This window comes from Streptomyces sp. CA-106110 (assembly GCF_050936285.1).
Taxonomy (GTDB): Bacteria; Actinomycetota; Actinomycetes; order Streptomycetales; family Streptomycetaceae; genus Streptomyces.
Map to the genome: position 1 here is coordinate 4,507,637 of NZ_JBNJNB010000001.1, position 18,746 is coordinate 4,526,382.

Sequence of the window (18,746 nt, forward strand, 5' to 3'; positions counted from 1 at the left end):
GACATCGCGGTCGCCGCTTGCTACGTTCCGCACATGATCGAGCCCGGAACGCCAGGACTGCCCGGCGCGGGGACGGTGGCGGACACCCCCGCTCCCGCCCTGCGCCCGCCCCGGCGCCGCGGCACCGAGTTCGGCCTGATCCTGCTCGCGGTCCTGATCTCCATGTACGGCTACTGCGCCGTGGGTCTCGCGAAGAACGGCACTGTCCCGCCCGGCGCCACCCACTACGGCGCCGGTCTCGGCGTGCTCGCGCTGCTCGCCCACTGCGCGGTGCGGCTGCGCGCCCCGTACGCCGACCCGCTGCTGCTGCCCATCGCCGTCCTGCTCAACGGCGTGGGTCTGGTGCTGATCTACCGCCTCGACCTGGAGACCCCGGGCGACCGGGCCGCCCCGACCCAGCTGTACTGGTCGACGCTCGGCGTGGCCCTCTTCATCGCCGTGGTGCTGCTGCTGCCGCACCACCGGGTGCTCCAGCGCTACAGCTATGTCTGCGTGGTCGCCGCCCTGGTCCTGCTCACCCTGCCGATCTTCTTTCCTGCGGTGAACGGCGCCCGGCTCTGGCTCAGGGTCGCGGGCTTCTCCATCCAGCCGGGCGAGTTCGCGAAGGTCCTGCTCGCGATCTTCTTCGCCGGATACCTGGCCGCCAACCGCCATGCGCTGGCCTTCGCGGGCCGCCGGGTGTGGGGGTTGCAGCTGCCCACCGGAAGGGTCCTCGGCCCGGTGGTGGCCATCTGGCTGCTGAGTGTCGGAGTGCTGGTCCTGGAGCGGGACCTCGGCACCTCGCTGCTGTTCTTCGGGCTGTTCGTGGTGCTGCTGTACGTGGCCACGGGCCGCACCGGCTGGATCGCCGTCGGTGTGCTGCTCGCCGTCCTCGGCGCGCTCGCCGTCGGCCGGCTGGAACCGCACGTCCACGCCAGGGTCACGGACTGGCTGCATCCCTTCGGCTCCATCGAGGCCGGGATCGGTCCCAACCAACTCGCGCAGTCCCTCTTCGCGTTCGCCGCCGGGGGCGCGCTCGGCACCGGCCTCGGGCGCGGCCACTCGATCCTCATCGGCTTCGCCGCCAAGTCGGACTTCATCCTGGCCACGGCGGGCGAGGAGCTGGGCCTCGCGGGCCTGTCCGCGCTGTTCCTGCTCTACGCCCTGCTGGTGGAGCGCGGCTACCGGGCGGGCCTGGCACTGCGGGATCCGTTCGGGCGTCTGCTCGCCATCGGCCTCGCGTCGATCGTCGCGCTCCAGGTGTTCGTGATCGCGGGCGGGGTGACCGGCCTGATCCCGCTGACCGGTATGGCGATGCCGTTCCTCGCCCAGGGCGGCTCGTCGGTCGTCACCAACTGGATCATCGTGGCGCTGCTCATCCGGATCAGCCACTCTGCACGCGGTCAGTACGACGGGACGGGGACGCGATGAGCCTCCCCCAGGACGTCGACCTGGCCCGCCCAGGGAGCAGCCCCACCATCCGCCGGGCCGCGGCACTGTGCGTGCTGCTCCTGGTCGCCCTGCTGGTGAACGCCACCCGGGTGCAGATCTTCGAGGCCTCCCGCTACACGGACAACCCCGCCAACCGCCGGCAGTCGATCGCCCGGTACGGCGCGCCGCGCGGCGACATCGTGGTCGACGGGCGCCCGGTGACCGGCTCGCGGGACAGCGGCGGGATGTTCCGTTACGAGCGCACCTACACGGACGGGCCGCTGTACGCGCCCGTCACCGGCTTCGCCTCGCAGGTGTACGGGACGACGCTGCTGGAGAACACCCAGGACGCGGTGCTCTCGGGCACCGATCCGCTGCTGGCCCCGATTCCCCTGTGGAACGACGTCACCCGGAGCCGCAGCCCGGGCGGCAACGTCGTCACCACCCTCAACGGGACGGCACAGCGTGCGGCGTACCAGAGTCTGGCCGGGCGCACCGGTGCGGTGGCCGCGATCGAGCCGTCCACCGGGCGGATCCTGGCGCTGGTCTCGGTGCCGTCGTACGACCCGGGAGAGCTGTCCGGTTCGGGGACGTCCGCGGTCCGGGCCTGGAAGCGGCTGAACGGGGACGCGGCCACACCGATGCTCAACCGGGCGATCCGGCAGACGTATCCGCCCGGTTCGACGTTCAAGGTGGTCACGGCGGCGGCGGCGCTGGACGCCGGGGTGGTGCGGGACCTGGACGCGCCGACCGACTCCCCGGACCCCTATGTGCTGCCCGGTACGACGACGACGCTCACGAACGAGGCCGAGGGCTGCGTGGACGCGTCCTTGCGCTATGCCCTCGAGTGGTCGTGCAACACGGTGTTCGCGAAGCTGGGTGTGGAGGCCGGGCTGCGGAACATGGCGGACACGGCGGAGCGGTTCGGTTTCAACGACCAGAAGCTGAGGATCCCGTTCGCGGTGGCACCGAGCACCTTCGACCGGAAGCTGGACGGACCGCAGCTGGCGCTGTCCTCGATCGGGCAGTTCGACACACGGGCGACGCCCCTGCAGATGGCGATGGTCGCGGCGGCGGTGGCGGGCGGGGGCTCGGTGAACGCCCCGTACGTGGTGGAGAGGACGACGACGAGGGCGGGTGAGCAGGTCTCGAGCACGAAACCGCGCGCCCTGCACCAGGCGATGAGCCCGGCGACGGCGGCGCAGTTGCGGGAGATGATGACGGACGCCGTGGAGGAGGGCACGGGCCGCAACGCGGCGATCCCCGGCGCCACCGTGGGCGGCAAGACGGGCACGGCGCAGCACGGCGTCGGCAACGCGGGGCGGCCGTATGCCTGGTTCATCTCCTGGGCGCAGGCGTACGACGCGATGGAGCCGGCGGTGGCGGTCGCCGTGGTGGTGGAGGACTCGGCGGGTGCGCGGGGGGAGATCAGCGGGGGCTCGGACGCCGCGCCGATCGCCCGGGCCGTGATGTTGGCGGTGCTGAACTCCGAGCAGAACAAGGGGCATTGACCGGTCCGCCTGCTGAGACGCGGGCTGGTGCGCCGCCGCGTACCGACCTACGTTCGGCCCATGACGGACACCGAGCACCCCCAAGCCGGCTACGAACTCGCCCAGGTCAACATCGCACGCCTCAAGGCTCCGCTGGACTCACCGCAGTTGAAGGACTTCGTGGACGCGCTGGACCCCGTGAACGCGGTGGCCGACGCATCGGACGGTTTCGTCTGGCGGCTGCAGAGCCCTTCCGGGAACGCGACGGACGTCCCGGTCCTCGGCGACGACCAGCTGATCGTCAACATGTCGACATGGCGGGACACGAACGCGCTGACCGCGTTCATGTACCAGGGACAGCACCGCGAACTGCTCGCGCGGCGCCGCGAGTTCTTCGAGCGCGTGCAGGAGGCGGTCACGGTCCTGTGGTGGGTCCCTGCGAGCCACCGCCCCACGGTCGCGGAGGCGGAAGATCGCCTGCTCCACCTGCGGGCCCACGGCCCCACGCCGTACGCGTTCAACCTGCGGGCGTCGTTCCCACCGGGATCGTCGCAGCCGGTGCCCGGCGAGATACCGGCCGGGCTGCCGTGTGCGGAGGAAGGTTGGGAAGCTCGTCGAGGTCGTCCGCCGTCCAGCCACCTTCCGGCGGACGCGGCCACGGATAGTCGTCGTCCAGCCCGTGCTGACGCGCGGCGGTCATGATTGCTCCCACGCAGCGGAGTCTGCCTGGCACGATCAGCGTACCCAGAGGAATATGGCGATTCGCCCGTCGACCGAGTGATCGGTCCACGTGGCGTTGACCCGGCTCAGCCCTCCGCCCCCGCCTCGATGGCCTCCCCCACCTCCGCGACCCGCTCCTGCTCCTCCGCCGCGAAGCGTTCCGCGTCCAGTTGCTCGGCGATCTCCTCGTCCTGGGCCATCAGCAGGTCCAGATTGGAGTCGCCCATCTCGAAGACGCCCATGTCGACGTAGGCCTGCTGGAGGCGCTTGCCCCACAGGCCGATGTCCTTGACGCAGGGGACGATACGGCTGAAGAGCAACTGGCGGAACAGACGCAGGAATTCGGAGTTCTCGCTGTATTCCTCCGCCTCCGCCTTCGGGATTCCGAAGTTCTCCAGCACCTCCACCCCGCGCAGGCGGTCGCGCATCAGATAGCAGCCCTCGATGACGAACTCCTCGCGTTCGCGCAGTTCCGCGTCCGTGAGCTGCTTGTAGTAGTCGCGCAACGCCATGCGGCCGAACGCCACGTGCCGGGCCTCGTCCTGCATGATGTACGCCAGGATCTGCTTGGGCAGCGGCTTGTCGGTGGTGTCGCGGATCATGCCGAAGGCCGCCAGCGCCAGGCCCTCGATGAGCACCTGCATGCCCAGGTACGGCATGTCCCAGCGGCTGTCCCGGAGCGTGTCGCCGAGCAGCGACTGGAGGTTGTCGTTGATCGGGTAGACCATCCCGACCTTCTCGTGCAGGAAGCGGGCGTAGATCTCCGCGTGGCGCGCCTCGTCCATCGTCTGGGTCGCCGAGTAGAACTTGGCGTCCAGGTCGGGCACGGACTCCACGATCCGCGCCGCGCACACCATGGCGCCCTGCTCGCCGTGCAGGAACTGGCTGAACTGCCAGGAGGCGTAGTGCTTGCGCAGCTCGCCCTTGTCCTTGGCCGTCATCTTCGCCCAGTAGGGCGTCCCGTACAGGTTCAGCGCCTCGTCCGGCGCGCCGAGTGGATCGTACGGATCGACCTCGAGGTCCCAGTCGATCCGCTTCTGCCCGTCCCACTGCTTGTCCTTGCCCTTCTGGTACAGGGCGAGCAAGCGGTCACGTCCGTCGTCGTACTCCCAGCTGAACCGCGCGGCACCGCCGGCGGGCACCTGCCAGAGGGAGTCTCCAGGATCCATGGCGTACAGCTCATGCGTCGGCATACAGCCCACGCTCACACGCGGTAGACGCGGCGTCAACAAGTGGCGCACAAGGGATTGACGCGCTTGCTGACAGGCAGTCTCATAAGAGGTGACCGCCGGTAACGGCGGCCCGTGCGACGAGTGGTGGGGACAGCGATGACGACCGTGACCGAAGCCGAAGTGCTGCGCGACGCGCTCGGCCTGCTCAAGGACCGGGAGCAGGTGGCCGAGCGGCTGCTCGACTCCTCCGCCAAGCACTCCTTCGACCCGGACCGTGAACTGGACTGGGACGCGCCCTTCGAGGACGGGAAGTGGTTCTGGCCGCCGGAGCTGGTGTCCCTGTACGACACGCCGCTGTGGAAGAAGATGAGCGAGGAGCAGCGGATCCTGCTCTCCCAGCACGAGGCGGCGGCGCTCGCCTCGCTCGGCATCTGGTTCGAGATCATTCTGATGCAGCTGCTGGTACGGCACATCTACGACAAGCCGGCGACGAGCGCGCACGTCCGCTACGCACTCACCGAGATCGAGGACGAGTGCCGGCACTCCAAGATGTTCGCCCGGCTGATCGCGCACGGCGGGACCCCCTGGTACCCCGTGAGCCGGGCGCACCGCAATCTGGGCCGGGTCTTCAAGACGATCTCGACGACGCCCGGTTCCTTCACGGCCACGCTGCTCGGCGAGGAGGTCCTCGACTGGATGCAGCGGCTGACGTTCCCCGACGAGCGCGTGCAGCCGCTGATCCGCGGGGTCACCCGTATCCACGTGGTCGAGGAGGCCCGGCACGTCCGGTACGCACGCGAGGAACTGCGCCGCCAGATGCTGACGGCTCCGCGGTGGTCGAAGGAGTTCACCCGGATCACCTCCGGTGAGTTCGCGAGGGTCTTCTCGGTCGCCTTCGTCAACCCCGAGGTCTACACGAACGTCGGCCTCGACAAACGGGAGGCCGTGGCCCAGGTGAGGGCGAGCGGCCACCGCCGCGAGGTCATGCAGACGGGCGCGAAGAAGCTGACGACGTTCCTCGACGACATCGGGGTGCTCCAGGGCGCCGGGCGGCGGATGTGGAAGTCGTCGGGGCTGCTGGCCTGAGAGCCCTTCGGCGCGCTTGCGCCACCGTCTCGTACGGCTACACGGTTACGCTGCGGAATATGACCTCCGAGGCCCCACTCCGCGCGTACCGTCGGCTCAGCGTCGAGGAGCGGCGCAGCCAGCTGCTCGACGCCGCGCTGTCCCTGTTCGCGCACCGCGCACCGGAGGATGTCTCGCTGGACGACGTGGCGGAGGCCGCCGGGGTCTCGCGGCCCCTCGTCTACCGGTACTTCCCCGGCGGCAAGCAGCAGCTGTACGAGGCCGCCCTGCGCTCGGCCGCCGAGGAGCTCGAGCAGTGCTTCGCCGAGCCCCCGGAGGGACCGCTCACGCGGCGCCTGAACCGTGCCCTCGACCGCTATCTGGCCTTCGTCGACCAGCACGACGCCGGGTTCAGCGCGTTGCTCCAGGGCGGCAGCGTGGTCGAGACGTCCCGCACCACGGCCATCGTGGACGGGGTACGCAGGGCCGCCGCGGAGCACATCCTCAGCCACCTCGGCGTCGAGGAACCCGGGACCCGGCTGCGGATGACCGTACGGACGTGGATCACCGCTGTGGAGGCCGCCTCCCTCATCTGGCTCGACGAGGACAAGCAGCCGCCGGTCGAGGAACTGCGGGACTGGCTCGTGGAGCAGTTCGTGGCGTGTCTGGTGGCCGGCGCGGGACGCGACCCGCAGACCGCCGCCGTAGTGCGCGCCGCGCTGGCACTGGAGAGCACCGAGGGCCTGGTCGGCAGACTGGTCCGGAGCGTTCTGTCGGTGGTCGGCGACGCGTCTCATCTGCTGTGACACGGAGCCGCGCGAAGGACCGTGCCGAGGGCGCCGTCCCGGCGCGGAGGACACTGGTGCCGTGAAGAGCCAAGACACCCCGTTCGTGGGCGGCCCCCTGGACGGGCGCGTCCTTCCGATCCTGCTCGGCCCGACCGGCCACCCGCCGAAGACCTACCGCGTCCCGGTACCGGACGCGGCCGGCGGCCCGCCGACCGTCCTCGTCTACCGGCGTGTCCAGGCGGGCCCGCCGCGGAAGCTCGGTCTCCACCCGGGCTGGAAGTACGAGTACGACCCCGAGGGCGACCGCGGCGGCCGGCTCCGGTGGCCGTGGTCCAAGCCGCGCCGCACGCCAGACGCCACGCCGGGCGGCAACGCGGGCACCGCCGACGGGTGACCTTCCTGCGCCGAACCGACCACCGGGCAGGCGCCCCGGTGGCACGCGTCTCATCCTGCCGGTGCGGGGTGGAGGGGCCACCCGCGACTCGGAGGTGATGACATGCCGGTAAGGCTGCTCCACCTGGTCTGTACGGTGGCGCTGGCCGCCTCGCCCCTGCTCGTCACCACCCCTGCGCAGGCCCTCATCCCGGACCCCGGCACCAACCCGGCGGGGCAGCCGGGCACCCGGTCCATCTCGCGCCTCCTGATGGATCTTCAGCTCCGCTACCTGCAGTCCGAGCAGGCCAACAAGACCTACAACGCCACTACGGAGCGACTGAAGAAGCAGCAGGCCGAGGTCGCCCGGCTGGACGTGTCCCTCGCCAGGACCCGGCTCGCCCTGCAGAGCAGCCGGGCCGCGGTCGGCCGGCTCGCCCGCCAGCAGTACCAGAGCAGCACGGAATTCTCCCTGTACGTACGCCTGTTGCTCGCCCGCGATCCTCAGTACGCGATCGACGTGGGCCGTGTGATCGTCCGGCTGGCGCGCGAGCGGGCCGAGAACGTGCAGCGGCTGGCCAGGCTCGAACGACAGGCCGACGAGCTGGCCCGCCGGGCGCGCAAGGCCCTCGACGAACAGCTCACCCTCTCCGACCGGCAGAAGACGGCGCGGGACGCCGTCGAGCGGCAGCTGAAGGACACCGAGGAACTGCTCGCCTCGCTCAGCCCCGAAGAACTGGCGGCACTGGCCGCGTTCGAGGAAGCCGGGACCGTCACCGAACAGCCGAGTGCGACGGCCTCGGGCACCGCGGGCGACGACCGGCCGCCCTCCGTGGCGGGTGACGGGCCCTGAAATATGCCGCCGATCAGATCGGTGGGCCGTATCAGCAGGGCGCGGAGGAACCGGCGGCGCACGACCCGCCCCCCGACGCCGGGTCGTCCGAAAGCCCGGCGACGACGCACAGCCGGGCCTCGGGGGAACCACCGTGCGCGTTCAGCGCCTCGGTCCCGTACCGGCCGGAGTGAGCAGGCTCTCGCGATGGGCCCGGGCCGTGACCATCAGACCGTCCAAGGCGTCCCGGGTCCGCACGAGTTCGTCGATGTACTCGGAGAGCCGGTTGCGCTCCTGCGCCATCCGCTCGAGAGCGGCATCGGAGTTGCGCTCGCTGGGCGTGTCGACGCACGGCAGCAGCTCGGAAATCGTCCGGCTGGACAGGCCCGCCGCGTACAGGCGCTGGATGAATCGCACCCGCTCCACCTCGGCCTCCGTGTAGTGCCGCTGCCCACTGGCGCTCCGGCTGCTGGTCAGCAGCCCCTGCTCCTCGTAGTACCGCAGCGACCTGACGCTGACGTCGGTACGCGCCGCGAGCTCGCCGATCCGCACGACTGCCTCCTGTGGTGAACCACGCCACACCGCTTGCCTCTGACATCCATGTCAGGTTTTAGCGTAGCGCCGTGCCCGACGTCCGGGCACACGATGTACGGACGGAGAAGCCCGACGTGACGACGTTGTTCAGCAGCTACCGACTCGGCGACCTGACCCTGCCCAACCGGATGGTGATGGCCCCGATGACCCGTGTCAGGGCCGCGGCCGCCGGCCTTGCCACACCGTCCATGGCGACGTACTACGCACAGCGCGCGACGGCCGGACTGATCGTGTCCGAGGGCGTGCAGCCGAGCCTCGTCGGGCAGTCCAACCTGGGCACGCCCGGACTGCACACCGAGGAGCAGGTCGCCTCATGGCGTGCCGTGACCGACGCCGTGCACATCAGCGGCGGACGGATCTTCGCCCAGCTCATGCACGGCGGTCGGGTCTCGCACCCCGACACGACCGGCCATCGGCCCGTGGGCCCCTCGGCGATCGCCGCGGTGGGCGACGTCTTCACCCCGACCGGCCCGCAGCCCGCACCCGTCCCCCGTGCACTGGACACCGCCGAGGTACCCGAGCACGCCCACGCGTACGCCGAGGCGGCCCGCCGCGCGATCGACGCGGGCTTCGACGGCGCCGAGCTCCACGGCGCCAACGGCTACTTGATCTCCCAGTTCCTCTCCTCCAACGCCAACCGGCGCACGGACCGCTACGGCGGCACGATCGCGGGCCGGATCCGGTTCGCCGTGGAGGCCGTGGCCGCGACGGTCGACGCGATCGGGGCGGCCCGGACGGGCATCCGCCTCTCCCCCGGGGGTGGCTTCTGGGGCGTCGAGGAGACCGATGCGCTCGCCCTCAACACCGCGTTGCTGACCGAGCTGTCCCGTCTCGGACTCGCTTACGTCCACCTGGAGGCGACCACGGACGAGGAGGTGCTCATGGCTCTGCGCCGCGCCTGGCCCGGGACCTTGATCGTCAATCCGGTCCTCCCGATGGGCCCCAAGCAGACCGACCGCGGGGAAGCCGACCACTGGCTGGGCCTGGGCGCCGACCTGATCAGCTTCGGCCGCGGCTTCCTGGCCAATCCCGACCTCGTCGAACGCCTCCGCATCGGCCTGCCGATCGCTCCCGTCGACGAGACCACGTACTACCAGGGCGGCGACGCCGGCTACCTCACCTATCCGGCCTATCAGCACACGGCCTGACGTCCGCATGGCGGCTGACGCCTGCGCGAGGTGGCCGGCAGGGTGAACGTCGCCTGACGCAGCCACCAGGGCCTGTCCGGCGGTTCAGGGGCGAACCGGGTGGCGGCGGACCGGGGACGAGCCGTCGGCCGGCCCTGCCGCCTCGGACACAGGCTCTCTGCGCTCGTCACCAGGTGGTGGCGTAGTCGTACAGTTCCAGCGCGATCAGCAGGCAGACCATCAGCACACCGGTCAGACGCAGCGCGGTGATGGCGTAACCGAGAGCCCGTAGTGCCGTGCGGCCGCTCATCCACAGGAGCCGGCTGGCCACCAGTGACACGGCGACCAGGAAGCTTGCCGCGAGCGGCAGCTTGGGACCGTCCAGCAGGGCGGCCCAGGCGGCGTTGTCGTAGATCGCGGCCAGCACAGTCCAGCAGCACATGGCTGCGAGAACGAAGCCGGCTTCCCACAGCAGGGCCGTCCTGACGCCGGGCCGGTTCGGCATGGCACTGCTTGCTTGTCTCATGTCCAGGTGTCCTAGTGGTGCTGCTTGACCTTGACGATCCGTCCGGACGTCTTGCGGTTGAGCGACCACCCCGCCCACAGGTCCCATCGAGGGCTCACATCCGGTGAATCGCCGACGGCCCCGGCAACACAACCGGGGCCGTCTCTGGGTCGTCCAAGGCGGCCAACGACGACCGGTGACGACGGCCGAATCGCTGGTCAGAAGCCCGTCAGGCTCCTGCGACCGAGGCCAGGTACGCCTCCGTCTTCGCCGGGTCGTAGAAGAAGTTCTCGAAGTCGGCCGGGTCGTTGAAGCCGTTGGCGAAGCGGTCCGCGACCGGCTGCATCGCGCCTGCCGCGCCGATCAGGTTCAGGACGTGCTCCGGCGGCACACCGAGCATCGCGTTCGTCCACTTGGTGACGTACTGGGCCACGTCCCAGTAGCGGTCGAAGGTCTGCTCCATCCAGGCCTCGTCGAACTCCTTCTCCCCGTGCTCCAGGATGGAAGCGAGGTAGGAGGCGGCGCACTTGGACGCCGAGTTGGAACCCTGGCCGGTGATCGGGTCGTTCGCCACGACCACGTCGGCCACACCCAGGACCAGCCCGCCGCCGGGCAGTCGGCCGATCGGGTTGCGGACCGTGGGCGCGTAGCGTCCCGAGAGCGTGCCGTTCGCGTCGGTCAGCTCCACCTTGGTGGCCCGGGCGTACTCCCAGGGCGTGAACCGCTCCATGAACTCCAGGGTCAGGGAGAGGTGCTCCGCCGGGTCCTTGACACCGTTGAAGACGTCGAGCGGGCCGCCCGGGATGCCTTCCCAGAAGAGGATGTCCGCGCGACCGGTGTTCGTGAAGGTCGGCATGACGAAGAGTTCGCCGACGCCCGGCACGAGGTTGCAGCGGACCGCGTCGTACTCCGGGTGCTCCGGGCGGGGGCCGAGCCCGTGGACGTAGGCGACCGCCAGGGCGCGCTGCGGCTCGCTGTACGGCGAGCGCGAGGCGTCACGGCCGAACATCGACACCAGCTCGCCCTTGCCCGCCGAGACCAGCACGAGGTCGTAGGTACGGGAGAAGTAGTCGAGGTCCGAGACCGCCGCGCCGTGGATGACCAGCTGGCCGCCGCGCTGCGCGAACGTCTCCATCCAGCCGGCCATCTTCATGCGCTGGTCGACCGACTGCGCGTATCCGTCGAGCTTGCCCACCCAGTCGATCACGCGCTGCGACTCCGGACCGGCCACGGACACACCGAGTCCCTCGATCTTCGGGGCCTGGGACTCCCAGAAGTTCAGCTTCAGATCACGCTCGTGCTGCAGCGCCGTGTGGAACATGCACTGCGTCGACATGACCCGGCCGGTGCGGATCTCGTCCGCGGTCCGGTTGGACATCAGGGTGACCTCGTACCCGTGCGACTGGAGGCCGAGGGCGAGCTGGAGTCCGGACTGACCGGCTCCGACGACGAGTATCTTCCGCATGCGGGTGGTGCTCCTATCGGGACTACTCGGGGGTGACGTCGAGCGCGTGGCCGACGAGGGCCAGGAGGGTCTCGATCACCGAGATCCGGCGCCGCGCGTCCATGATCATGACAGGTATGTGTGCGGGGATCGTGAGGGCCTCGCGCACATCGTCGGGCTCGAACCGGTCGCTGCCGTCGAAGTGGTTGACCGCGACCATGTACGGCAGGCCGCTGCTCTCGAAGTAGTCGAGTGCCGGGAAGCAGTCCGCGAGCCGCCGGGTGTCGGCGAGCACCACCGCGCCGATCGCGCCGCGCACCAGGTCGTCCCACATGAACCAGAACCGCTGCTGGCCCGGCGTACCGAACAGGTAGAGCACCAGGTCGTCGTCGAGCGTGATGCGGCCGAAGTCCATGGCCACCGTGGTGGTCAGCTTCTGAGGCGTCCCGGTGAGGTCGTCGGTCTCCTCGCTGGCCTCGGTCATCAGCGCCTCCGTCTGGAGGGGCGTGATCTCCGATACGGCGGTCACGAGGGTGGTCTTGCCGACGCCGAAGCCGCCCGCGACCACGATCTTCGTGGCGATCGGTGCCCGCGTACGGTCCGTCTGCCAGGACTTCAGCTGCTCCTCGCCGTCGAGGAGGGGGGAGACGCCCGGGGAGGCGTCAGAGACGACGGAGTCCACTCAGCACCCTTTCCAGCAGAGCGCGGTCCGGCTGTCCAGGGCCGTGACCGGTTCCGTACACACGGATCTTTCCCTGGTCCGCGAGGTCGCTCAGGAGCACACGGACCACTCCGAGCGGCATCCTCAGCAGCGCGGCGATCTCGGCCACCGTGCGCATACGGCGGCAGAGCTCGACGATGGCCCGCATCTCGGGCATCACCCGGGTGGACAGTGAACCATTGGTCAGTTCACGCCGTTCCTCCGGGGCGTCCAGGGCGGCCACGAAGGTCTCGACCAGCAGGACGTGGCCGAAGCGGGTCCGTCCGCCGGTGAGCGAGTAGGGGCGCACCCGGGCGGGCTTACGGTCGCCGCCCCGCACGGGAAGTTTCTTCGGTGTGCTGCTCATCGGACGCTCCCCGCCGACTGGGCCTCGAGGGACTTGCGTAGCTCGCTGCGGAGTTCGGGCGTCAGCACATGTCCTGCGCGGCCGACGAAGAGCGCCATGTGGTAGGCCACCACGCTCATGTCGCAGTCTGCCGAACCGTGCACGCCGAGCAGCGAGCCGTCGCTGATGGACATCACGAAGAGGCTGCCCTCGTCCATCGCGACCATGGTGTGTTTGACCTTGCCGGAGTCCATCAGCTTGGCGGCACCGATGGTGAGGCTGCCGATGCCCGAGACGATGGTGGCGAGGTCCGCGGAGGACCCCTTGGGGCCGCTGGTCTTACCCTCCTGCCCGGCGCGGGCCTCCAGGTTGCGGCCGGGGTCGGAGGACAGGAGCAGCAGGCCGTCGGAGGAGACCACCGCGACCGACAGCAGTCCCGGCACCTCCTCGACGAGGTTCGTCAGCAGCCAGTGCAGGTTGCGGGCCTCACTGCTCAGACCGAAGGTACTGGGCGCGGTCAACTGCTTGCCTCCTCGACTGTGCCCCCCGATGCTTCTACGTCCTGTGCCGTGCCGGGTGTAGCCGTGTGCTGTGGTGCCGTGGACCGGTGTGCGGGGGCCTGGGTCTCCGCCGTCTTCTCGGCGTTCTCCGCCTCGACGTGGCGGTAGCCCTCCGCGGCGCCGCGGTGGAAGCCGCCGAGCCTGCGGCGCAGCGCCTCGGCGTCCACACCACCGGAGCGCTGCCGGGGGGCCGGGGCGGGCGCGGAGATCTTCGGGGTGCGCTTGGGAAGGCCCTTGGCCGTGAGGCGGGGGACCTCGGACTCGTCCGGCTCTTCCCAGGACTCCTGCGGCGCGGGGGCGGGCCGCGACTCGCCCCCGTCGGCGATGCGTTCGTGGGTGTCGGGCCCTATGGCGTACGGGTCGGCGGGCGCCTGGGCGGGGATGTCGGCGACGGGAGCGGGGGCCGGTGCGTCCGTCCGCGGCGAGGGAAGCAGCAGCTCCATCGTGGTCTCCGGACCGGACTCGGGCACGAAGGCCACCGGCTCCCGTGCCGGCCCGCCGTTCCACGCCGTCCGTTCCCCGAGCAGAGCGTCTTCGTCCCGTACGGGCTCCTGCGGCCCCTCGGTCTCCGTGCGCTCCCGTACGGCCTGCGCCGCCGCCGCGATCAGCGGGTCCTCGTCACCCTCGGGCTCCAGGACGGTCATCCGCGAACGGCTGCTGAGGACGTTGGAGTTGACCTCCGCGTCCGCGCCCGGCAGGGACATGGTGTGCGGGCCGGCCGCCGCGGGTCCCGAGGCGGGCACGGCGGCGGCCGGGGCGGCAGCGAGCAGCGGCTTGGGCAGGACGACGACCGCCGCGACACCGCCCTGCTTCTGCTCGCGGAGCTGAACGCGGACGCCGTGCCGGTGGGCGAGGCGGGCCACCACATAGAGTCCGAGTCCGAGACCCTCGCCGCTCTCCTGGTCGTAGGGGTCGTCCGGGTCGAATTCGGCGAGGCGGGTGTTGAGCCGGCTCATCCGCTCGCCGCTCATGCCGATGCCCTCGTCCTGCACGGAGAGCATCACCTCGCCGCTCTCCAGCAGCCAGCCGGAGATTTCGACGGCGACGTCCGGCGGCGAGAACGAGGTGGCGTTCTCCAGGAGCTCGGCCACCAGGTGCGAGAGGTCGTCGGCGGCGAAACCGGCGAGGTTCGCGTGCGGCGGCAGCGCGGCGATCCGGACGCGCTCGTACCGCTCGATCTCGCTGACCGCCGCGCGGACCACGTCCACGAGCGGCACGGGTCCGGCGTGCTGCTGGACGTGCTCGGTGCCGGCCAGGACCAGGAGGTTCTCGCTGTGCCGGCGCATGACCGTCGCGAAGTGGTCGAGCTTGAAGAGCGTGGAGAGCCGATCCGGGTCCTGCTCGCGCTCCTCCATGCTCTCGATGACGCCGAGCTGCCGCTCGACCAGGCCGAGGGTGCGCAGGGCGAGGTTGACGAAGGTGGAGTGGATGCTGTGCCGGACCTGCTCCAGGTGGGCGGAGGCCTGGGTGAGTTCGTTGCGCAGCCGGGAGCGTTCGTCGGCCATGGTCTGGCGCTGGCCGACCAGGTGCTTGCGGTCGGCCTCCAGCGTGTTCAGGCGCTCCTGCAGTGCGACGGCGTGCGCGTGCAGGGCGTTGACAGAGCGGACGACCTGGGCGAACTCGTCGTTGCGCCCCGTGAACTTCACCGGTTCCTCGGCGGCCGGGTCGGCGGCGACGCGGGCCGAGCCGATACGGAGGACGGCGAGCGGGCGGGTGAGGCCGCGGGCCATGCCCGTGGCGATGCCGACGGCGATGAGCATGAGCGCGCCGAGGACGGCGATGCGGATCTCCAGCGCGGTGACATCGTCATCGCGCAGATGGGCGAGGTCCTTGCTGCGGCCCTCGTAGAGCGAGGACTCGACGCCCCGCATGAGGTCGACGCGGGCGGAGAGCGCCGCCTCGACCTTCTTGGAGCTGAGACCGAGGTCGCTGTCGGAGAGGGTGGGCTGGTCGGTGAGGGCCTTGAGGTACTGCTCGGCGGAGGTGACCTCGGGGCCGTTGACCGTGGAGTCGTACGAGTTCCGGGCCGCGGCGGGCGCTGTGTCGTGGAAGTCGGCGACGGCCGCGTCGGAACGCACGGCGGCCTGCTGTGCGGCGGCGGTGAGCGCGTCGCGCTGTTTGGCGTCGGCGTCCGAGGAGCTGGTGGTGGTCGTAGGCAGGCCGGTGATCGGGTCGATCGTGGTCTGGGTGGTGCGCGGGATGTTCAGGGCCGCGAGGAGCAGTCCTCGGGCGGCGGCCGCCTGCTGCACCCCCCTGTCGAGCTCGGCGAGCGCATAGGCGCCGGAGCCCGCGCGCGGCGGGATCTTCCCGGCCAGCTGGTCGGCGAGGGCGTGCAGCTCGGTGATGGCGGCGGAGTACGCCTGGTGCGCCTCGAGGGCGCTGCTCTTGCCGACGAGCGCCGCCCTGCGTACGGAGCCCACGTCGTCGAGGTCCTTGCGCAGCGCCGCCGGGAGGTCCGGATCGGCGCGCAGGTCCTCGATCTCGCGGTCGACGCTGGCGCTGCGCTGCTCGGCGGGCGTCGCGGACTTGGGGCGCCCGGCGGCCACCCACGAGGTGACCACGTCGCGCTCGTCGGCCAGCGAGTGGGCGAGGACGAGCGCGTCCTGTGCCTGCTCCGTGAGCGTCACGAGGCTCTGGGAGTCGCTCAGCTGTCCCGAGGCGGCGATGACGCTCGGCGCCCCGGCGCCGGCGATCGCCGCGGCGACCACGGCGACGGCGACAATCAGCCGGTTGCGCACATGGGCGGGACGGCCACTGCCCGCGGACCCGGACGAGGCGTTCCGTTCGGGGGTCGTCTGCTTGCCTGTGCGCCGAGGCCGCTTCATCTGCACCGGTGCTCGCATTCCTGACTCGTTAACCCATGGGCCCGGGTGACGGTCCGTCTACTGGGGCGTCGACCCGGTACGACGGTTTTCGACCCTCCCAGTGCCGGTGGGCAGAGGTCTCGCTTCGCCTGACCCGCCACCCGAAGGAGTGAACATCGGCGGGGAGTTGGCGGCAAGTTCCCCGAGCCCGCCCGGGGGCCCCGTACGGCGGGCCGGTTGGACGTCGGCGGCGCACTTTGGCAGTATTCGCCACCACGCTCCACCGGAGCCGATCATTCCGTACCAAACCAGGCGCCTGACCAGGCCGGTCGCACCCTTTCGGCGACCGTTGCCAACCTCTGGTGGACCTTGTGAAGGGCTCGTGCAGACTGGCCGAATGCGTACTGAACTGATTTCCGAGCCCGGCGACCCGGCCCGCCCCAACGAGGACTTCGCCGCACTCGCGCTTCCGGCTTCAGGACAGGGTGGGGCGCTGGTCGTCCTGGACGGCGTGACTCCGCCGCCGGCCGACTACGGCTGTCTTCATTCCGTCCACTGGTTCAGCACACGACTCGGCGGGGCACTGACCGAACTGTCCGTTTCCCGCCGGGATCTGACCCTGGCGGAGATCCTGTCGGCCGCCGTCAGACGCACCGCCGACACCCACACCTCCACCTGTGACCTTTCTCACCCACGCACACCCCAGGCGACCGTGGTCCTCGCCCGCTGGTCGCACGCCACGGTGGAGTATCTGGTCCTGTCGGACTCGGCCCTGCTGATCGAAGCCCCCGACGGCACGGTCACCGCTCTCCTGGACGACCGCCTCGCCCGCATACCGCGCGCCAGTCTGGCGACGGACGCGATCGCGGACGCGACGGTCCGCAACAAGGAGGGCGGTTTCTTCACGGCGGCCGCGGACCCGTCGGTCGCCGCCCGCGCGGTGACGGGCGAGCTGCCGCGTGCGGCGGTACGCACGCTCACGGCCCTGACGGACGGCGCGACCCGCTGGACGGAGAAGTTCCACAAGGGCGACTGGACGGATCTGTTCTCGCTCGTGCGCAAGGAGGGGGCGGCGGCACTGGTGGAGCGCGTACGGACCCTGGAGGCCGGCGACCGCGAGGAGCGGGCGTACTTGGGCCGCAGCAAGACGCACGACGACGCGACGGTGGTGTACGTGGAGCTGTGAGCGGCTCGCGGGGAGCCGTGCGGGGTCCGAGCAGGCCCCGAGCAGGCTATTTCTCCATGCTCTGGTTCAACTGGTTCAGCAGGCGGGCCAGTTCGGCCACCTCGCGCCGGTCCCAGTGGGACAGTTCCCGCACGTACAGCGCACGGCGCGCCTCACGCACGTTTCCCACCCGGGTGCGGCCCTCCTCGGTGAGGTGGACCAGCCACGCCCGGCCGTCCGCCGGGTCCGGCTCCCGGGCCACCAGGCCCAGGTCCTCCAGGGCGCGCAACTGGCGGGACATGGTGGCCTTGCCGACGCCGATGTAGGCCGCGAGCTCCGTCGCACGCTGCCGGCCGTACTCGTCCAGGCGCACGAGCAGGCCGTACGCCGCGGGCTCCAGGTCCGGGTGGACCTCTCGGGCCATCTCGCCCTGATTGGCCCTCGCCCGTCGCAGGAACACCGTCAGCTCACGCTCCAGGGAGAGGAATTCCCGGTCCGCGCCGCCGCATTCCAGACCGCTTTCCGGCACGCCGGAGTCGCCCCCGCGCTCCTCGCCGTTTCCATGCTCGTGCACGTCAGTACCCCTGCCCCGGTTTCCCGTTCCTGAAAGTTTCCGCCGAGCATCGCCATTGCCGCAGCTCCGCCAGTATTTCGCAGGCTTAGACCAACGGCGTTCTCCGACCCCTCTTCCCAGCCCGGGTCCACGTGCCTAGCTTCGTTGACGGCCTCTGGCATGCTCACGCCATTGTGCAGCCGAGACCGGCACTCCCCACGCGCCCGGCCCGCCCGGGCGTCTCCCCCCACCGAGTCACCCGGAGGCTCGTATGCCCGTGCACAGACCCGGATCGTTCCGGCAGCCCGGCCTGCTCGCGGCCGGAATCCTGCTCGCCCTGCTGTCCCTGCTGACCGCCCTCCCGGCCCACGCCGCGGGCACACCCGCCCGTGGCACCGCGTACATGGGCATGGGCGTCCTGGCCCACGACGGCCGAGGCGGCGCGCCCGCACCCAGTCTCGTCGCCCAGACGGAAGGCGTCGACGTCTCCGGCTACCAGGGCAACGTCGCCTGGTCCACGCTGTGGAACAGCGGCGTGCGTTGGGCGTACTCAAAGGCGACGGAGGGGACTTACTACACGAACCCCTACTTCGCCCAGCAGTACAACGGCTCGTACAGCATCGGCATGATCCGCGGCGCGTACCACTTCGCCACCCCGGACACCACGAGCGGCGCCGCCCAGGCCAACTACTTCGTCGACCACGGCGGCGGCTGGTCCGGGGACGGAAAGACGCTGCCGGGCACGCTCGACATCGAGTGGAACCCGTACGGGGCGGCCTGCTACGGCAAGTCGGCGAGCGCGATGGTCAGCTGGATCGCCGACTTCCTGAACACCTACCGGGCCCGTACCGGCCGGAACGCCGTGATCTACACGGCCACCAGCTGGTGGACCCAGTGCACCGGCAACTACGGCGGCTTCGCCTCGGCCGACCCGCTATGGATCGCCCGCTATGCCGCCGACCCGGGCACGCTGCCGGCCGGCTGGGCGTACTACACGATGTGGCAGTACACGTCGTCCGGACCGACGGTCGGGGACCACGACAAGTTCAACGGCGCCCTCGACAGGGTCCAGGCACTCGCCAACGGCTAGCGCCACAGA

General features: G+C 70.6%; 19 protein-coding genes. 10 read left to right on the forward strand and 9 right to left on the reverse strand.

The genetic code is table 11. The annotated features are described in order from the left end of the window. Positions 1-33: 33 nt before the first annotated feature. Genes ACQEXA_RS20730 through ACQEXA_RS20740 form a run of 3 tightly spaced genes read left to right on the forward strand, consistent with a single transcriptional unit; the run spans position 34 to position 3,602 of the window. The gene (locus ACQEXA_RS20730) at positions 34-1,410 is read left to right on the forward strand and encodes an FtsW/RodA/SpoVE family cell cycle protein (protein ID WP_432932411.1); all 1,377 of its coding nucleotides are present in this window, start codon (positions 34-36) and stop codon (positions 1,408-1,410) included. Then, positions 1,407-2,921, forward strand: a complete 1,515-nt coding sequence (locus ACQEXA_RS20735; RefSeq protein WP_432932409.1) for a penicillin-binding transpeptidase domain-containing protein — start codon at positions 1,407-1,409, stop codon at positions 2,919-2,921. The genes ACQEXA_RS20730 and ACQEXA_RS20735 overlap by 4 nt, the downstream gene beginning before the upstream one ends. Positions 2,922-2,981: 60 nt before the next feature. Continuing rightward, positions 2,982-3,602 carry a DUF3291 domain-containing protein gene (locus ACQEXA_RS20740; RefSeq protein WP_432932407.1) on the forward strand — a complete coding sequence of 207 codons (621 nt, stop codon included), beginning with the start codon at positions 2,982-2,984 and terminating at the stop codon, positions 3,600-3,602. Positions 3,603-3,706: 104 nt separating this feature from the next. Here ACQEXA_RS20740 and ACQEXA_RS20745 read toward each other — a convergent pair whose 3' ends face one another. Next, the gene (locus tag ACQEXA_RS20745) at positions 3,707-4,813 is read right to left on the reverse strand and encodes a ferritin-like domain-containing protein (protein ID WP_359401019.1); all 1,107 of its coding nucleotides are present in this window, start codon (positions 4,811-4,813) and stop codon (positions 3,707-3,709) included. 135 nt (positions 4,814-4,948) lie between these two features. Between ACQEXA_RS20745 and ACQEXA_RS20750 the strand changes: the two genes are divergently transcribed. From ACQEXA_RS20750 to ACQEXA_RS20765, 4 genes are all read left to right on the forward strand, one after another. After that, positions 4,949-5,878, forward strand: coding sequence for an AurF N-oxygenase family protein (locus tag ACQEXA_RS20750; RefSeq protein ID WP_432932405.1), 930 nt, complete (start codon positions 4,949-4,951; stop codon positions 5,876-5,878). A gap of 59 nt (positions 5,879-5,937) precedes the next feature. Continuing rightward, the gene (locus ACQEXA_RS20755; RefSeq protein WP_359401013.1) at positions 5,938-6,663 is read left to right on the forward strand and encodes a TetR/AcrR family transcriptional regulator; all 726 of its coding nucleotides are present in this window, start codon (positions 5,938-5,940) and stop codon (positions 6,661-6,663) included. Positions 6,664-6,724: 61 nt separating this feature from the next. Further along, entirely contained in the window at positions 6,725-7,039 is a 315-nt protein-coding gene (locus ACQEXA_RS20760) for a hypothetical protein (protein ID WP_359401010.1), read from the forward strand. Positions 7,040-7,141: 102 nt separating this feature from the next. Then, positions 7,142-7,870 carry a coiled-coil domain-containing protein gene (locus ACQEXA_RS20765; protein ID WP_432932402.1) on the forward strand — a complete coding sequence of 243 codons (729 nt, stop codon included), beginning with the start codon at positions 7,142-7,144 and terminating at the stop codon, positions 7,868-7,870. A 141-nt stretch (positions 7,871-8,011) separates the two neighbouring features. Here the strand turns inward: ACQEXA_RS20765 and ACQEXA_RS20770 are convergent, their stop codons facing one another. After that, a complete protein-coding gene (locus tag ACQEXA_RS20770) occupies positions 8,012-8,401 on the reverse strand; it encodes a MerR family transcriptional regulator (RefSeq protein WP_433130762.1) in 390 nt (129 codons plus the stop codon). A gap of 116 nt (positions 8,402-8,517) precedes the next feature. Between ACQEXA_RS20770 and ACQEXA_RS20775 the strand changes: the two genes are divergently transcribed. Beyond that, positions 8,518-9,591, forward strand: coding sequence for an alkene reductase (locus ACQEXA_RS20775; protein ID WP_432939547.1), 1,074 nt, complete (start codon positions 8,518-8,520; stop codon positions 9,589-9,591). A gap of 166 nt (positions 9,592-9,757) precedes the next feature. Here the strand turns inward: ACQEXA_RS20775 and ACQEXA_RS20780 are convergent, their stop codons facing one another. From ACQEXA_RS20780 to ACQEXA_RS20805, 6 genes are all read right to left on the reverse strand, one after another. Continuing rightward, a complete protein-coding gene (locus ACQEXA_RS20780; RefSeq protein ID WP_432932398.1) occupies positions 9,758-10,096 on the reverse strand; it encodes a hypothetical protein in 339 nt (112 codons plus the stop codon). 208 nt (positions 10,097-10,304) lie between these two features. Further along, the gene (locus tag ACQEXA_RS20785) at positions 10,305-11,540 is read right to left on the reverse strand and encodes a styrene monooxygenase/indole monooxygenase family protein (protein WP_432932396.1); all 1,236 of its coding nucleotides are present in this window, start codon (positions 11,538-11,540) and stop codon (positions 10,305-10,307) included. Positions 11,541-11,562: 22 nt separating this feature from the next. After that, positions 11,563-12,201, reverse strand: a complete 639-nt coding sequence (locus ACQEXA_RS20790; RefSeq protein ID WP_432932394.1) for a GTP-binding protein — start codon at positions 12,199-12,201, stop codon at positions 11,563-11,565. Continuing rightward, positions 12,182-12,586 carry a DUF742 domain-containing protein gene (locus tag ACQEXA_RS20795; RefSeq protein ID WP_359400993.1) on the reverse strand — a complete coding sequence of 135 codons (405 nt, stop codon included), beginning with the start codon at positions 12,584-12,586 and terminating at the stop codon, positions 12,182-12,184. The genes ACQEXA_RS20790 and ACQEXA_RS20795 overlap by 20 nt, the downstream gene beginning before the upstream one ends. Beyond that, positions 12,583-13,086: a roadblock/LC7 domain-containing protein gene (locus tag ACQEXA_RS20800; protein WP_432932392.1), complete on the reverse strand. Its 504-nt coding sequence runs from the start codon at positions 13,084-13,086 to the stop codon at positions 12,583-12,585. Before ACQEXA_RS20800 ends, ACQEXA_RS20795 begins: the two co-directional genes overlap by 4 nt. Beyond that, the gene (locus ACQEXA_RS20805; RefSeq protein ID WP_433130764.1) at positions 13,083-15,968 is read right to left on the reverse strand and encodes a nitrate- and nitrite sensing domain-containing protein; all 2,886 of its coding nucleotides are present in this window, start codon (positions 15,966-15,968) and stop codon (positions 13,083-13,085) included. Before ACQEXA_RS20805 ends, ACQEXA_RS20800 begins: the two co-directional genes overlap by 4 nt. Positions 15,969-16,326: 358 nt before the next feature. On the opposite strand from ACQEXA_RS20805, the gene ACQEXA_RS20810 reads away from it, so the two are divergent. Next, complete coding sequence (locus ACQEXA_RS20810; RefSeq protein WP_432932388.1) at positions 16,327-17,115, forward strand: protein phosphatase 2C domain-containing protein; 789 nt, start codon at positions 16,327-16,329, stop codon at positions 17,113-17,115. 46 nt (positions 17,116-17,161) lie between these two features. On the opposite strand, the gene ACQEXA_RS20815 is transcribed toward ACQEXA_RS20810, so the two are convergent. After that, positions 17,162-17,668: a MarR family winged helix-turn-helix transcriptional regulator gene (locus tag ACQEXA_RS20815; RefSeq protein ID WP_432932386.1), complete on the reverse strand. Its 507-nt coding sequence runs from the start codon at positions 17,666-17,668 to the stop codon at positions 17,162-17,164. Between the two features lie 250 nt (positions 17,669-17,918). Between ACQEXA_RS20815 and ACQEXA_RS20820 the strand changes: the two genes are divergently transcribed. Beyond that, positions 17,919-18,737, forward strand: a complete 819-nt coding sequence (locus tag ACQEXA_RS20820; RefSeq protein ID WP_432932384.1) for a lysozyme — start codon at positions 17,919-17,921, stop codon at positions 18,735-18,737. The last annotated feature ends 9 nt before the right edge of the window (positions 18,738-18,746 follow it).

Bases quoted from the DNA above. Each gene is read 5' to 3' on its own strand.
- ACQEXA_RS20730 (WP_432932411.1), top strand. From the start codon at position 34: ATGATCGAGCCCGGAACGCCAGGACTGCCCGGCGCGGGGACGGTGGCG.
- ACQEXA_RS20805 (WP_433130764.1), bottom strand. From the start codon at position 15,968: ATGCGAGCACCGGTGCAGATGAAGCGGCCTCGGCGCACAGGCAAGCAG.
- ACQEXA_RS20750 (WP_432932405.1), top strand. From the start codon at position 4,949: ATGACGACCGTGACCGAAGCCGAAGTGCTGCGCGACGCGCTCGGCCTG.
- ACQEXA_RS20740 (WP_432932407.1), top strand. From the start codon at position 2,982: ATGACGGACACCGAGCACCCCCAAGCCGGCTACGAACTCGCCCAGGTC.
- ACQEXA_RS20765 (WP_432932402.1), top strand. From the start codon at position 7,142: ATGCCGGTAAGGCTGCTCCACCTGGTCTGTACGGTGGCGCTGGCCGCC.
- ACQEXA_RS20795 (WP_359400993.1), bottom strand. From the start codon at position 12,586: ATGAGCAGCACACCGAAGAAACTTCCCGTGCGGGGCGGCGACCGTAAG.
- ACQEXA_RS20735 (WP_432932409.1), top strand. From the start codon at position 1,407: ATGAGCCTCCCCCAGGACGTCGACCTGGCCCGCCCAGGGAGCAGCCCC.
- ACQEXA_RS20785 (WP_432932396.1), bottom strand. From the start codon at position 11,540: ATGCGGAAGATACTCGTCGTCGGAGCCGGTCAGTCCGGACTCCAGCTC.
- ACQEXA_RS20820 (WP_432932384.1), top strand. From the start codon at position 17,919: ATGCCCGTGCACAGACCCGGATCGTTCCGGCAGCCCGGCCTGCTCGCG.
- ACQEXA_RS20745 (WP_359401019.1), bottom strand. From the start codon at position 4,813: ATGCCGACGCATGAGCTGTACGCCATGGATCCTGGAGACTCCCTCTGG.
- ACQEXA_RS20780 (WP_432932398.1), bottom strand. From the start codon at position 10,096: ATGAGACAAGCAAGCAGTGCCATGCCGAACCGGCCCGGCGTCAGGACG.
- ACQEXA_RS20810 (WP_432932388.1), top strand. From the start codon at position 16,327: ATGCGTACTGAACTGATTTCCGAGCCCGGCGACCCGGCCCGCCCCAAC.
- ACQEXA_RS20755 (WP_359401013.1), top strand. From the start codon at position 5,938: ATGACCTCCGAGGCCCCACTCCGCGCGTACCGTCGGCTCAGCGTCGAG.